This is a genomic window from Polynucleobacter sp. es-GGE-1 (genome assembly GCF_018882005.1).
GTDB lineage: Bacteria > Pseudomonadota > Gammaproteobacteria > Burkholderiales > Burkholderiaceae > Polynucleobacter.
Genome location: NZ_JACVPE010000003.1, coordinates 130,500 through 143,658, shown reverse-complemented (window position 1 = coordinate 143,658; position 13,159 = coordinate 130,500). Strand labels below are relative to the sequence as shown.

General features: G+C 45.0%; 13 protein-coding genes. 5 read left to right on the top strand and 8 right to left on the bottom strand.

The window, feature by feature from the left end; translation table 11 throughout:
* The first annotated feature begins 87 nt into the window (after positions 1-87).
* Positions 88-1,077 carry a tripartite tricarboxylate transporter substrate binding protein BugD gene (locus tag ICN35_RS02810; protein ID WP_215296694.1) on the top strand — a complete coding sequence of 330 codons (990 nt, stop codon included), beginning with the start codon at positions 88-90 and terminating at the stop codon, positions 1,075-1,077.
* Positions 1,078-1,132: 55 nt separating this feature from the next.
* On the opposite strand, the gene ICN35_RS02805 is transcribed toward ICN35_RS02810, so the two are convergent.
* Genes ICN35_RS02805 through ICN35_RS02795 form a run of 3 tightly spaced genes read right to left on the bottom strand, consistent with a single transcriptional unit; the run spans position 1,133 to position 4,736 of the window.
* The gene (locus tag ICN35_RS02805) at positions 1,133-1,753 is read right to left on the bottom strand and encodes a hypothetical protein (RefSeq protein ID WP_216124107.1); all 621 of its coding nucleotides are present in this window, start codon (positions 1,751-1,753) and stop codon (positions 1,133-1,135) included.
* Positions 1,753-3,018, bottom strand: coding sequence for an exo-alpha-sialidase (locus ICN35_RS02800; protein ID WP_216124105.1), 1,266 nt, complete (start codon positions 3,016-3,018; stop codon positions 1,753-1,755). The genes ICN35_RS02805 and ICN35_RS02800 overlap by 1 nt, the downstream gene beginning before the upstream one ends.
* Positions 3,015-4,736, bottom strand: a complete 1,722-nt coding sequence (locus ICN35_RS02795; RefSeq protein WP_216124103.1) for a glycosyltransferase family 39 protein — start codon at positions 4,734-4,736, stop codon at positions 3,015-3,017. The genes ICN35_RS02800 and ICN35_RS02795 overlap by 4 nt, the downstream gene beginning before the upstream one ends.
* A gap of 190 nt (positions 4,737-4,926) precedes the next feature.
* Here ICN35_RS02795 and ICN35_RS02790 point away from each other — a divergent pair, with 190 nt between their 5' ends.
* From ICN35_RS02790 to ICN35_RS02780, 3 genes are read left to right on the top strand one after another with little or no spacing between them, the layout of a single operon-like run.
* On the top strand, positions 4,927-5,259 hold the full coding sequence (locus ICN35_RS02790; RefSeq protein WP_216124102.1) for a c-type cytochrome: 333 nt from the start codon (positions 4,927-4,929) through the stop codon (positions 5,257-5,259).
* 12 nt (positions 5,260-5,271) lie between these two features.
* Positions 5,272-6,546, top strand: coding sequence for an NAD(P)/FAD-dependent oxidoreductase (locus ICN35_RS02785; protein WP_216124101.1), 1,275 nt, complete (start codon positions 5,272-5,274; stop codon positions 6,544-6,546).
* A gap of 60 nt (positions 6,547-6,606) precedes the next feature.
* Positions 6,607-7,059 (top strand): phosphate-starvation-inducible protein PsiE, encoded by a 453-nt coding sequence (locus ICN35_RS02780; protein ID WP_216860801.1) that lies wholly within the window; start codon positions 6,607-6,609, stop codon positions 7,057-7,059.
* A 1-nt stretch (position 7,060) separates the two neighbouring features.
* On the opposite strand, the gene ICN35_RS02775 is transcribed toward ICN35_RS02780, so the two are convergent.
* Positions 7,061-8,503 (bottom strand): TAXI family TRAP transporter solute-binding subunit, encoded by a 1,443-nt coding sequence (locus ICN35_RS02775; RefSeq protein WP_216124100.1) that lies wholly within the window; start codon positions 8,501-8,503, stop codon positions 7,061-7,063.
* 79 nt (positions 8,504-8,582) lie between these two features.
* Between ICN35_RS02775 and ICN35_RS02770 the strand changes: the two genes are divergently transcribed.
* Positions 8,583-9,284: a pirin family protein gene (locus tag ICN35_RS02770; RefSeq protein WP_216124099.1), complete on the top strand. Its 702-nt coding sequence runs from the start codon at positions 8,583-8,585 to the stop codon at positions 9,282-9,284.
* A 22-nt stretch (positions 9,285-9,306) separates the two neighbouring features.
* Here ICN35_RS02770 and ICN35_RS02765 read toward each other — a convergent pair whose 3' ends face one another.
* From ICN35_RS02765 to ICN35_RS02750, 4 genes are read right to left on the bottom strand one after another with little or no spacing between them, the layout of a single operon-like run.
* Positions 9,307-10,290, bottom strand: a complete 984-nt coding sequence (locus ICN35_RS02765; protein ID WP_215320099.1) for a tripartite tricarboxylate transporter substrate binding protein — start codon at positions 10,288-10,290, stop codon at positions 9,307-9,309.
* A 19-nt stretch (positions 10,291-10,309) separates the two neighbouring features.
* Positions 10,310-11,359 (bottom strand): Ldh family oxidoreductase, encoded by a 1,050-nt coding sequence (locus tag ICN35_RS02760; protein ID WP_216124098.1) that lies wholly within the window; start codon positions 11,357-11,359, stop codon positions 10,310-10,312.
* A gap of 6 nt (positions 11,360-11,365) precedes the next feature.
* Positions 11,366-12,100 carry a GntR family transcriptional regulator gene (locus ICN35_RS02755; RefSeq protein ID WP_216124097.1) on the bottom strand — a complete coding sequence of 245 codons (735 nt, stop codon included), beginning with the start codon at positions 12,098-12,100 and terminating at the stop codon, positions 11,366-11,368.
* Positions 12,101-13,033: an SMP-30/gluconolactonase/LRE family protein gene (locus tag ICN35_RS02750; RefSeq protein WP_251370061.1), complete on the bottom strand. Its 933-nt coding sequence runs from the start codon at positions 13,031-13,033 to the stop codon at positions 12,101-12,103.
* Positions 13,034-13,159: the final 126 nt, after the last annotated feature.

Sequence of the window (13,159 nt, the reverse complement as noted above, 5' to 3'; positions counted from 1 at the left end):
AAACTCATTTTTATCAAAAAAACTGGCAAAATGGCTCTTAACGAATCTGTACCCCAACGTTTTAATCACTAATACTAGAGACTAACTATGAAATTACGTAAATCACTTTTCACTGGTTTCTGCGCAATGGCTGCTTCAGCACTACTCGCTGGCAATGCATTGAGTGCAGATGTTTACCCAAATAAACCGATTACGCTTGTTGTACCCTTTTCTGCTGGTGGTCCAACTGACGCCGTTGCGCGTCTGATTGCCGTACCAATGGGCAAAGAATTGGGACAAACGGTCATTGTTGAAAATACCGTTGGTGCTGGCGGCACGATTGCTGCAACCAGGGTGGCACGTTCTGCTCCAGATGGATACACCGTGTTTATTCACCACATGGGTATGGCAACCGCACCAGCTTTGTATAAAAAATTAAACTTTGATCCAATGAAGGATTTTGAATACATCGGCCAAGTAGTAGATGTACCCATGGTGCTCTTAGGTCGCAAGAATTTCCCACCGAATAACTTTAAAGAGTTAGAGGCTTACATTAAGGCCAATAAAGATAAAGTCACTTTGGCAAATGCCGGTCCTGGTGCAGTGTCTCAGTTATGCGGCCTCTTATTCATGTCACGTGAAGGTGTTGAATTAACCACCGTACCTTACAAGGGAACTGGTCCTGCTCTAACAGATTTACTGGGTGGGCAAGTAGACCTCCTTTGTGATCAGACTACACAGACTGTTCCTTACATTAAAGATGGCTTGGTTAAAGCTTATGGTGTGACAACACCGAAGCGTCTGCCAGCTCTGTCGAACATCCCTACTTTGGATGAACAAGGTCTTAAAGGGTTCGAAGTGAAAGTTTGGCATGGTATGTATGTCTCCAAGGGCACGCCTCCTGCAGTTGTTAATAAGATTAACAAGGCACTGAACGTTGCTTTGAACGATCCAGAAGTCAAAGCCCGCTTAGCGGAGTCCAACATTGAAATCGTTTCACCAGCGAAGAGAACTCCAAAAGGATTGCAAGATCATCTCGATGCTGAAATCAATAAATGGGGTCCTGTGATTCGTAAGGCTGGAGCTTACGCAGACTAAGCAGTTCACCCTGTCTATGAATAAAGCCAGCTACACGCTGGCTTTATTTTTGATATCAACCCGGTCTAAATAAATAACCAGAGCGGAACTTCTCTTTGCGCTTTTGAAGAAACAAACTCACTAGCGCAAAGATTGACCAAATTACCAAGAGTGGATCCAATAGGTAATCCCAAAGATTAGCAGACTCATGCCAATGAATGACCCAAGCAATGATAGCTAGGCCAATGATCCAAGTTCCCTTAGTCCAATTGGCAAGCGCACAAATGACAGCCGATAGAAGTACGGCAAGCAAGAAAATATTCGAGCCGTAACCCCATGCATAAGGATCAATCATGCTCAGACCTAATGCGAAAGGATAAAAACAGAGTGCAATGATGGCAATACTCCACTTGAATGCTAGGGGCGCACTCTTATGACTAGGCAGCAAGGTGCCCCATAACAGCAAAGTGCTCACCATACTTAAATCACCGACCACCCCACGCACATAAGCCGCTAATGGAAGCTCCATAAACATCCCTAATCGCCAAAAAAAGAGGTTGGTCAGTACGAATAACAAAAGGAGTTTTGCTGCTAATGGAAATTTCAGTTGAGATAGCTTTTGAATTCCTAACATGAGGACCAAAGAGCAAGTAATAGACATCTCTATCAAAGCAAAGGTTTGCATCAGATCATTCATTATTGCGCCTCCTTCACTTCGATACTCGATCCCGCATTGCTTTGTACCGGTAACTGACTATAAGCACGCTCAAGCCATGCGCTGGAGAAATACAAATGCCGAATCTTTTTACGGTCCCAGGTATAGACTAAGTGCGCATCATTACCACTGGCACTGATTAGGTAGGGATAAGAAAACTCTTTGCGCTCTTGGTCTGGTAATGCTTCATCATTTTCTAGCACCTCAACAACTTGCCATTGTCCCGACTTAGGATTGCTCATCATGAATACCAAGCGATAGCGCCCTGCCTCAATATTATTTAGCACCAATAGATGGGCGCCGTTCTTCAGAATTAATCCAGCTACCGCTGAATTAGGATTCTCAATTTCCAGATCGGTAGCAGATTGCCATGATTGGCCCGCATTTCGCGTGTGACTCACCGGAATGCGCTTTGCTTGCCCAGCGCTTCTAGTTTGTCTGAAATATGCAGTAGCATCTTGAGCTTCATTCGCAAACACAGCCGGCTGAATTGCGCTACGACCCGAACTCATACGCCGCTTATCAATGACTTGAGTTGTATCTAACCTCAAAAACTCACCAAAGCGGCCGATCCATTCATGATAAGCCGGCAGTCCCAAGCGTCCATCGGTCATTTGCACTGCAGGCGACTTCACTAAGGTACTTAGATTAACAAATGGCGAAGTAATTAAGCGTTGAGGACGACCCCAAGTCAAACCATCATCATCTGACAACATGGTAGAGATTGAACTTCCAGCCCAGCCCCCAATCGAGACCGTCACAAAAAATAATTGCAAGCGGCCATCTGGCAAACGCGCAGGAACGGGGTTGCCTAATTTGGCGATATAGCGTGATAAGTCTTTTTCGGCACCCACTCGATCGATCACCATTGTAGGCGCCGCCCAAGCGTTTGTTTTGGGATCGAATACGGCTGTATTAATCACCACATCAGGAGCGCCTTCGCGGCTACCTGCAAACCAAAACGCTCTGATAGCACCATCTTTTAATGCAATCAGTGAAGCAGCATGCACAGACGGTGCACCGGTATCGGGCAGCCAATCAGTACGCGGGCTAGCGATAGGAGGTTGTGAAGGTACTTTTGTCTTGGCGGTTACTTTACCTTCTGGCTGCGCTTGATTTGTTTCATCTGCTTCTTGTGCAATCACTTCATTTCCTGAAAATGGCGCCCAAGCAGGGCGACTATCAATATGGAGAAATCCAATGACAGCAGCTAGCAACAAAAAACAAAGGGCGATCACACGACTCATCTACAAACATCCTTTACATTCAACAACTCTGCATTAGAGACCGGGGTTGCTATTAAGTACTCAGTAACAAAAAGATGTTCGCCAACCTTGCCAAGTAACATGGCTTTAATCTCTTCATCAGAGTGACGCGCCCTCATTTCCATTCTTTGGCCAATGATCTGACATGAGCTACAAATGCTAGGCGCAACGCCTAATGGAGACTGCACCGCAACTAAGGGATAGGTTTTGATAAGACCCTCTACATCACCAGCCTCTTTAGCAAGATAGCCATGCAATTGAGCACCTGGTAATAGCAAGCGATATTCTTCATCTTTTGCCCGATAGTCACAGGGAGTCCAAACATCTTTACCATTGACTTGCGCAATCGTCGCAGCAGAAAAGCGGCCCAATTGCCCCTCTAATGGACTAAGACTACTCGTAAGCGCGCAGTAAATGAAAAAGCATCCGATGAGTGCCAAAGTCTTACATTGACTTCTCTTGATCAGACCAAGTAAAACAATGATGAAAGAGGTGCCCATCAATAGCCAGTGCAGCGGGTGATATGCCCACGACTCTGAACTACCATCAAAATGAGAGCCTTGTAAATGCAACCCAAGCCAGAACAAAATCGCTAGCACCATACCCTGCAATACCAAGCTAATGCGAAAGCCCCATAAAGGCAAATGTTCCCAGCGCACAGCAATCAGTACTGCAAAAGCAGGCATCACGGGCAAGAGATAACGACCAGAGCGTTGACTTGGTAAGCTGAACACCAGCAAGAATGTAGAAATAAGCAAGAACAATAAAATTTCTTCTGTCGACAAAAGACGACGTTCACGCCAACATTGGATTAATGTGGACAGAAGTACAAATATAAATAAGCCAGTATTAGCGATCGTCGTAATGAGCAACATCCAGATGCTATCGCCACCGCGAACGAAATCTAGCAAGTAGTTAGAGCTACGTGCGGCAAACTTACCAGCATTCTCACCCAGCACAAATTCTTTCCAAACTGCATCTGGCTGAGGATCAAGAACAAACCATAACCCGAAAACGCCCAAGGCCAACAGGCCAATGAGGATTAATTTATAGAGATCTCGGATGAGCGTTTGAGAAATATTCCATTTTCGCCAGTACCAGTAATACAAGCCGAGCGCTAAGGAAGCAGGAACAATATACGCAAATGATTTTGCAAAGAGTGCTAAACCAAAACTCAGGCCTGCCAATAGTGGGAATAAGAGTTTGGACTCAAAGGCGCTCTTCCCCCAATATAAAAGCGCCAAGAATGGCAAGCTTAGCCACAGCACTTCTGGAGGGTCCGTGAGAAATGGGCGCCCATAACGATAAGTTGCAAAAAAAGATAACCAAACGAAGGCTGCCAAAAATCCAGTTTGGGTATTACCGGTAAATCGACGTACTGCTAAAAAGAGAAAAAAAGCAGTGAGCCCTGTATAGAGAACGCTAGGCAAACGTAAGTTTTCAAGACTCCATTGGCTTGCCCAACTGGTACTCACAATGCCTTGCCAAAAAATCAATGGGGGCTTGGTATTTTTAATCCCGTCCATTTGAGATTGGAGTGGCAACCAATGACCAGTATCAGCTGTCATCCGAACAATATGCATATAGGGATACTCGTCCCCATTTTTAGGGGCAAAGCGACTGTCCAAGCCATAAAGATAGGTAATTACCACTAAAACGAGGGTAAGGAGTGCATATCGAAGGGGAAAGGAACCACGCATACCTATAGTTTATAGGCTTAAGCCCCTTGCCAATGAAAAGCTGACATATACACTTTATTGAATGAGCTTATGAAAAATCCCTATGAGTCATATACCCCTAATCAGGGATTTCTTGTTTAAGATAGGGCTAGAAACTTTTATGCGACCGCTTACTTTTGGCGCATATTCATCAGAACGGAGATTGCTTCCTATGCAAGCTAAACAAATAAAGTCTGCCCTATTGATGGGCGCCCTTGTTCACTTTTATGCATTGATTGGTATCAGCCATGCACAAAGTGCCGATGCTACCAAGTTATATCACCGTGGATTAGCTGCGACTTGCGCTAACTGCCATGGAACTGATGGTAAGGGTGTGGTTGATGGTGGTATGCCACTCATCAACCAATTGAGCAGCGAGCAAATGCTGACCCAACTCAAGGCATTTAAATCTGGAGCGCGTGAAGGCACCATCATGCCGCAGTTAGCCAAAGGCTACTCTGACGAGCAACTCGAAATCATCGCCATTCAACTCGGCAAGAAATAATAGGAGCACATCATGGATCGTCGTCACTTTATTGGCCACAGTGCAGCAACACTGGGATTGCTTGCTGGCTTCTCTGGTCAAGCACGCGCAAACTTACAAAAAGCAGAAATCCTTGTTATTGGTGGCGGCTATGGTGGTGCTACCGCCGCCAAGTATCTGCGCCTCTTTTCAAACAACACTGCTAAGGTAACCTTAATTGAGCCCAATGCTTCATTTGTTTCTTGCCCACTCTCGAATTTAGTGATTGGCGGCTCACGTAAGCTAGCAGAGCTTACTAGTTCATATGACAATTTGAGCAAACGTCATGGCATCAAGATTATTCAGGACAGCGTGGCTAGTATCGATCCAGATAAGAAGACCGTAAAGCTTGCATCCGGAAAAATACTTCCTTACGACAAAGTCATTGTTTCGCCCGGCGTTTCCTTAATGATGAATAGCATTGAAGGGCTTGCGCAAGCCAACAAAGCGGGCGTCACCCTCCAAGCATGGAAGGCTGGAGCTGAGACTGTTGCACTCCATAAACAACTCGCCTCCATGCGCGATGGTGGGACTTATGCCCTGAGTATTCCAGAAGCCCCTTATCGTTGCCCTCCTGGTCCTTATGAACGCGCCTGCCAAGTAGCGAGCTACTTCAAACAGAACAAACCAAAGTCAAAAGTGCTCATCCTCGACGCTAATCAAGATGTCACTTCTAAGGGTGCCTTATTTAAGAAGGTATGGGCTGAACAATACGCCGGCATGATCGAGTATCTGCCAAAACATAATGTGACTGCTGTAGATGCTAAAACCAAAACGATTAAGTTTGAAATACAAGACGACCTCAAAGCGGATGTTTTGAACTTATTGCCAGCCATGAGCGCTGGTGACATTGCTGTCAAAACTGGACTTGCGAATTCAAATGGACGCTGGGTGAATGTGAACTTCATCAATTTTGAATCAACTGCTCAAAAAGATATCCACGTATTGGGCGATTCGATTCAAGTGGCCTTTGCTATGCCTAAATCCGGACACATGGCTAACCAGCACGCTAAAGTTGCAGCCGCAGCCATTGTGGCCGAACTCAGCGGCTGGGAAATGAATCCCGCCCCTGTGTTGACCAATACTTGCTACAGCTTTGTCAATGCCAAAGAAGTGGTGCACGTAGCGAGCGTTCATCAATACATCACCGCTGAAAAGACCTTTAAGCCAGTCCCTGGTTCTGGAGGAGTCTCACCTGGCCCAACCACCCTAGAAGGTGTTTATGCCTGGGGCTGGGCTCACAATATCTGGGCTGACACCCTTGGTTAATTTTGCCTATTTGAGAAACATACAGAAACTCATTGATAAAACGATAGAGGCCTTATACATATGACCCCGACTTCCCCAAAAGACGCGAACAAGATTGAGGCTATTGTAGAAAAATGGACAGTGCCTATTGGCAATCTATTTGTCTCGCTCTTTCATCGCATTGCCTTGTTTGGCATTGGTGCTGCTACCGTTTGGTCTGCAGCAGTCGCCTTCATGGGAATGGTAGGTAAAGGGGTTGCATCGATTGAAGACTTGCTACTTCTATTTATCTACTTAGAAATCGGCGCGATGGTAGGTATTTATTTCAAGACCAATCACATGCCCGTGCGCTTCTTGATCTATGTTGCCATTACTGCGGTCACTCGCCTCATTATTGATTTAGTCAACACTAAGCATGAAGCAGATATGGCAATTCTTCTCATGGGGTTAACTATTCTCATCTTGGCCATCGCAAATGCGATTGTGCGTTACGCTTCCTTTAAATTCCCCAGCAGATCCGGGGAAAGTGAATAAGTTATACAGGTGGCTCCATCTTATTAATTACTTGTGTTGCAAGTGCGACTGATGTCTCGTTAATCTGATAAGGTTGAACCCCTCGATTGAGACAGTTACGCACATAGTCAATGCTAGTGCGCAAAGCATAGCAATCGCTTGCTAGACGCCTAGAAACCCGAATGGTGAGCGCTTGATATTCGAGGACGTCCAATCTTTTCAGGTACTCATCCCGAAGACTTAAATCAAAATTGGTCAGCAACTCTTGCTCAAAACCCTTTAAGTCCGAATACAAGCGATTAATTTTGTTTTGCATCCGCCTTGTTCTATAACCAGGCAGTGCTTGCAACAAGGGATAAGAAATCACCAGGAATGGCAGCAAAATAAAAACCAGTCGATTGACTAATTCTGCAAGCCAGAATGGTAAATAGGCCACTAAAAATGGATAGCTATTCTTTTCGTAATGAATCGCAACCGAGCTTTCTGGAAGCATTGTATTTTTAAATGAGGGGAACTCACCTCTAGCAGCAAAAAAAGATGCCTTGCCATTAATTTCTTTTGTGGCTTCTAGAAATAAAAATTGTATTGCCGGATGCATGCGATCATCAATCAGCAGATTGGTAGTAGTGGCAAGAAGCTTCATATCACTACTGGGGAAATTACGTTTTAAATCAAATGCACCTTCAGGTACATTCAGTATGCGCAGATATGGAATCAGTTTGACATAGGCCTCTGCTCTTCCAAACGTACCAATTTGTAAATTAGGGTCATTCAATAAAGCTTGTACATTTGGAGAGTAGTAGGCATCAACAATAAAAACCCCATCAATCTCCCCTTTCTGGATGGCTTGAATAGCCTGATCTGGTGGAAGTTTTAGAAAACTGGGTCCTGGCTCATAGCCTGAAAGCTTGAGAATTTTCGTGGCCTGTGCGTAAGTACCGCTACCCTCCATGCCAATGGAGATTTTTTTGCTTAAGAAATACTGAAACTTGCTATCAAAACCTTGAAAATCTTTCTCCTTCAGTTCTGAGCCCCGATAGAAAAACCAAACAGGGTCATAAGCAATAACGCCTAAGGACTCGACACCAGTCACTCCTGACGTATGGACAACGCCTGCCTGAACAAAAGCAGCTTGGAGATCATCTTTACGGTCTGCTAAGCGATCAATATTTTCCTGTGCGCCATTGGTAGCCACTAGCTCTAGAGTAATTCCTTTTTTAGCAAAAAATTCAGCGTAACGTTTGCCTAAAAGCTCATTAGAACTACCGGGAGATCCGGTTGCCATTAATACATGGCGAGGTGGAGGTGGATCTGCGTACCACCAGATACCCATGAGAATAGCTAGGAGCAATATCAAAAGCGGCCAAGTCTCTTGCAAGAATTGAGTAAAGTCTGCCCACCATTCCTGAGCGCTCTCAATGAGACCTAAAAAGGTTTCCTTAGTATTGTCTTTAAAGCTTGCCATACGCTACCGATCAGCAAATATTCTAAAAGCTAATGATAATGTCCTTATCCCAATTTCATCAAAATAAACGGCGGTCAACATGTTATTTCTCAGAAAATCTGAAGATAGGGGCTATGCAGATCATGGCTGGCTCAAAAGCTTCCACTCATTTTCCTTTGCGGGATACCAGGACCCGAAGTTTATGGGTTGGGGGAATCTCAGAGTCATTAATGAAGACCGCGTTGCGCCAGGAATGGGCTTTGGTAAGCACGGTCATCGCAATATGGAAATCATCAGCTATGTACTATCCGGTGAATTGGCACATCAAGACAGTATGGGAAACGTCAAAGGTATTCCTCCGGGAGATATCCAACGCATGAGCGCAGGTAGCGGTGTCACCCATAGCGAGTTTAATCACGCAAAAGATCAAACGACTCATTTCCTACAAATCTGGATTGAGCCTAATGTTTTAGAAATTGCACCTGGCTATGAGCAGAAGACCATTCCACCAGCAAGCAAAGAAGGCACTCTCCGCTTGGTCGCATCACCAGATGCTCAAGATGGCTCGGTATCGATTTCTGCGGATGCGAAGATGTACGCGGGCCTATTTAATGACGATCAATCCACTTCGCTTACATTGGACCCGAGCCGCAAAGCCTACGTTCACCTGATTCGTGGCTCACTGCAGGTGAACGGTCAAGTGTTGCATGGTAGAGACGCCCTCATGCTTCAGGATGAAAATAAATTGGCTATCTCTCATGGAAAAAGCGCTGACGTCTTAGTATTCGACCTCAGCGCTTAATGATGTTTAGAGAAATGAAGAGCTAATCTAGCTTGATCTTGGCTTTCTCTATGACGACTTTCCACCGAGCAATATCGGAGAAATAAAGGTCTGAAAATTGCTGTGTATTCATTGGGGCAATTTGTACACCGGCCTTTTGAAAGCGATCTTTCATTTCAGGTGTTTCTAAAATCTTCAAAACAGAATTGTTCAGCTCTTTAATAATGGCTGGTGACGTGCCAGCTGGCACAAACATACCCTGCCACAAAGCCATTTCATAACCCTTCACACCCGCCTCTTGAATAGTGACCAATTCTGGAGCACCACTAAAGCGATTCTTACTAGTCACTGCCAAGGCCTTGACCTTATCGCCCTTATATAGAGGTAGACCAACTGGCATGCCGGCAAAGTAAAAATCAATTTGACCACCAACTAAATCCGTTGCGGCAGGTGACCCACCTTTGTACGGAATATGAATCGCTTGCAATCCAGTAGTAGCTAAAAATAATTCGCCTGCCATGTGATCTGAATTACCAATTCCAGAAGAACCAAAACTTAACTTACCGGGATCGGCTTTGAGCATCCCAATTAAATCGGCCACTGTCTTAGCTGGAGAATTATTATTGACGATCAAGATATGAGGAGTCGCTGCAACACCGACCACTGGAAGTAAATCTTTTTGTCCATTAAATGGTAGCTTTGGATTGGCTGCCACATTAATTGCTAAACCATTTTGCGCAAATAAAATGGTGTAGCCATCTGAGCTACTTTTTGCAACTGCGTCTGCAGCTAAGCTACCAGCAGCCCCGCCACGATTTTCTACAATGATGGGCTGCTTTAAAGCAAGACTAAGATCATTGGCAATCATCCTACCAACAATGTCAGTAGAGCTTCCGGGAGCATAGCCGATCATCATCTTGATCGGTTTATCTGGGTAAGCAGCAAATGCTGAACCCATCAGGACTGGAACAACTGCTGGTATCACTGCTGCACTGATTGCTATGTTTTTAATAAATTTTTTGAACATATTGTCTCCTCCAGTCATGTTATAAATCTAAAGCTGTAATACCGCACTCCTGAGCGCAAGTGTTTAATGCATCGAGCAGCTCCGGGGAAACCGGAATACCCATTCGATTTCTCTCGGCCATAGTCTTGGCTGAGCCTTCACCTGGAACACGAACTGCTTTAACACCAGGTAGTGTGGCAGAATTTTTTAAGTCCTCTACCAATGCAATCACTCTACCAATAAAAGCTTCCTGATCTCCAAAAGCGCTTGGATCAACTGCAATAATCGTTTGCCCAGTGTTGGTTACTAAGTCGTGATGTGCATTGAAATCAATCGTACCTTTACCAACTGCCGCATTATTCAGGGCGCCCGCAAGCAAGCCAATCATCACTGCTAAGCCATAGCCCTTATAGCCACCAATGGGCAATAGTGAACCCTCAGCCGATTTTTTAGGATCTGTAATGGGCTTACCTTGACGGTCAATCATCCAATCATCCGGAATAGTCTCGCCTTTTTGTGCCGCGACTTTCACCTTGCCATAAGCCGCTACAGTCGTCGCAATATCCAGCAGTACCATAGGGCCATCACCCGCTGGCACTGCAATAGCGATAGGGTTAGTAGAGAGTAATAAGTCAATTCCTCCCCAGGGCGCCATATGGTTTGCATTACCAACTGCCATATAAATTCCAATATAGCCTTGCTCTGCTATCTTGCGAACATAGACTGAGGCTGCGCCTGAATGATTGCCGTAATGACTACCAATCCAGCAGACACTATGTTGCTTTACCTTTTCAATGGCAAGTTGAACGGCTTTGTCCATCACTAAATGACCTAAAGCGTTATCACCATTAATCAGTGCTGTAGCACCCTGCTCACGCTCTATATGAATGTTCGGCTTGAGATTCACGCCCCCAGCCTGAATTCTTTTGAGATAAGCGGGTAAACGAAAAATGCCATGACCATCAGCCCCAACCAGATCAGACTGCACCATGAGATTTGCAATCGTATCGGCATCAGCCGCAGGAACTTTTTGCGACTGCAGTGCTTTTGAAATGAATGCTTCAGCGTCAGCAATGGCTAAATATTTCATCGTGACCTAAACCTCTGAGCTCGCTTTAAATTCCATGCTGTAGACATACTTATTCTCTGGGTGATGCGTTACTGTTACCTCAAACAACTTATCTTGATCATCGAAATAGCGACGAATAATGACCAAGCATGAGGTGTCAGGCTTGATGTTGAGCTTTACTGCAACCTCAGGTGGCGCCAAAGCGGCGTACACATCGACTTCAGCCCGCTCAATTCGAGCACCATACTTTTTCTCGATCTGCTCATAAACCATCACCTGAGTATGTTCGGGATCTTTTGTCAGCGAGGCAAACCGAGGCAAGATATAAATATCAGTCCAAGCAATAACTTCTTCGGCTTGTTGACGTTTACGAATCCCACCAATGTGGTACCAAGATGATCCCAGCGGCGCCCCAACAATTTGACTGAGGCGCTCATTGAGCTCGATATATTCTTCAACTAGATTCTCACGATAAGTATCTCGTGAATAACTCAAGATATCGATTGGAGAATTAAAGCTTTGTGTAAAGCGCCGTAAGCGCTGCCGTGATACCACTTTAGTAGGGGCGCCCTGATGACGATAAATCAAGCCATTCGTTTCCAGAATTTGCAGGGCATGCCGCAAGGTGTGCCGACTGGATTGAAAATCGCGACAGAGGTCCGCCTCGGCAGGCAAGACAGACCCCACAGGCCAATCACCGTTATAAATACGCTGCTCTAGTGTATTTGCTAGAGACTTATATAACGGTAATCGCTCAGCCAATTAAGAAAGCCCAAACATTTTTTTACCAGCAACTGGTACGCGTGCTTTCAGAATGTCGCCAGATAAAGACTCGGTGATGTAGAGATCTTTACCATCCGCACCACCAAAACACATATTGGCCAAATGATGGTGATGTGGGTTCTCAGAATAGATCAAGTGAGTTGGCAACATATTGTTATCAAATCTCCAGATACCAATCCCAAGATGACATACCAACAAGCCATTTTCTGAATCCATCTCAATCCCGTCAGGACCTGCTACGCCGCCAGTCAGTTGAACTGCCACGCCTGTTTTAGACACAGAGCCGTCAGCCATCAAAGGTAGTCTCCAGATTTGCTGGGACCTAGTAGCAGCTACGAATACATGCTTTTCTTGTGTATTCAAAGTGATGCCGTTAGGACTTGGTACGTTGAGCGCTAAGCGATCTAATTGACCATTGGCGCGCAATCTAAATACGCGCCCTGTTGGATCAGCAATACCTGTCTGCCCTTGATCAGTGAAATATAAATCGCCATTGGAGGCAAAATGCAAATCATTTAAACCTTTGAAGTTTTCGCTGTACATCGAACCCAAGATTGTTTCGATTTTCCCAGTCTTTGGATCAAGTGCAAGCAAGCCTGCTTTGTAGTCGCAAATAAATGCGCGTCCGTCTTTATGAAACTTCAAGCCATTTGGCCATCCGTCGTACTGGGTAATAAGCTCCCATTCACCCTTGGTATCAATGCGGAAAACGCGGCCGAAAGGAATATCGACAAACCATAAATTGCCTTCACGATCAAAGGAGGGTCCCTCTAAAAAGCACTCTACTTCGGCGCCTTGACGATTTGGATCGGACCAACCTGTGCGTGATTTCTTTCTGAATTTTTCAGGCATCGTAGAAAAAACTTCTGTTTTGATCTTCTCAACCGGCTGGAAGGGGTTATGCATCGTCATGAAGGAGGCTCCTTAAATAAGTTATACGGACAAGTAAGTTTTATTATTGAACTATTAAACCATAATTAATGATAACCTTAAGCACTTATTGATCAGAAGTGATCGACAATCATTTATTACTTAACC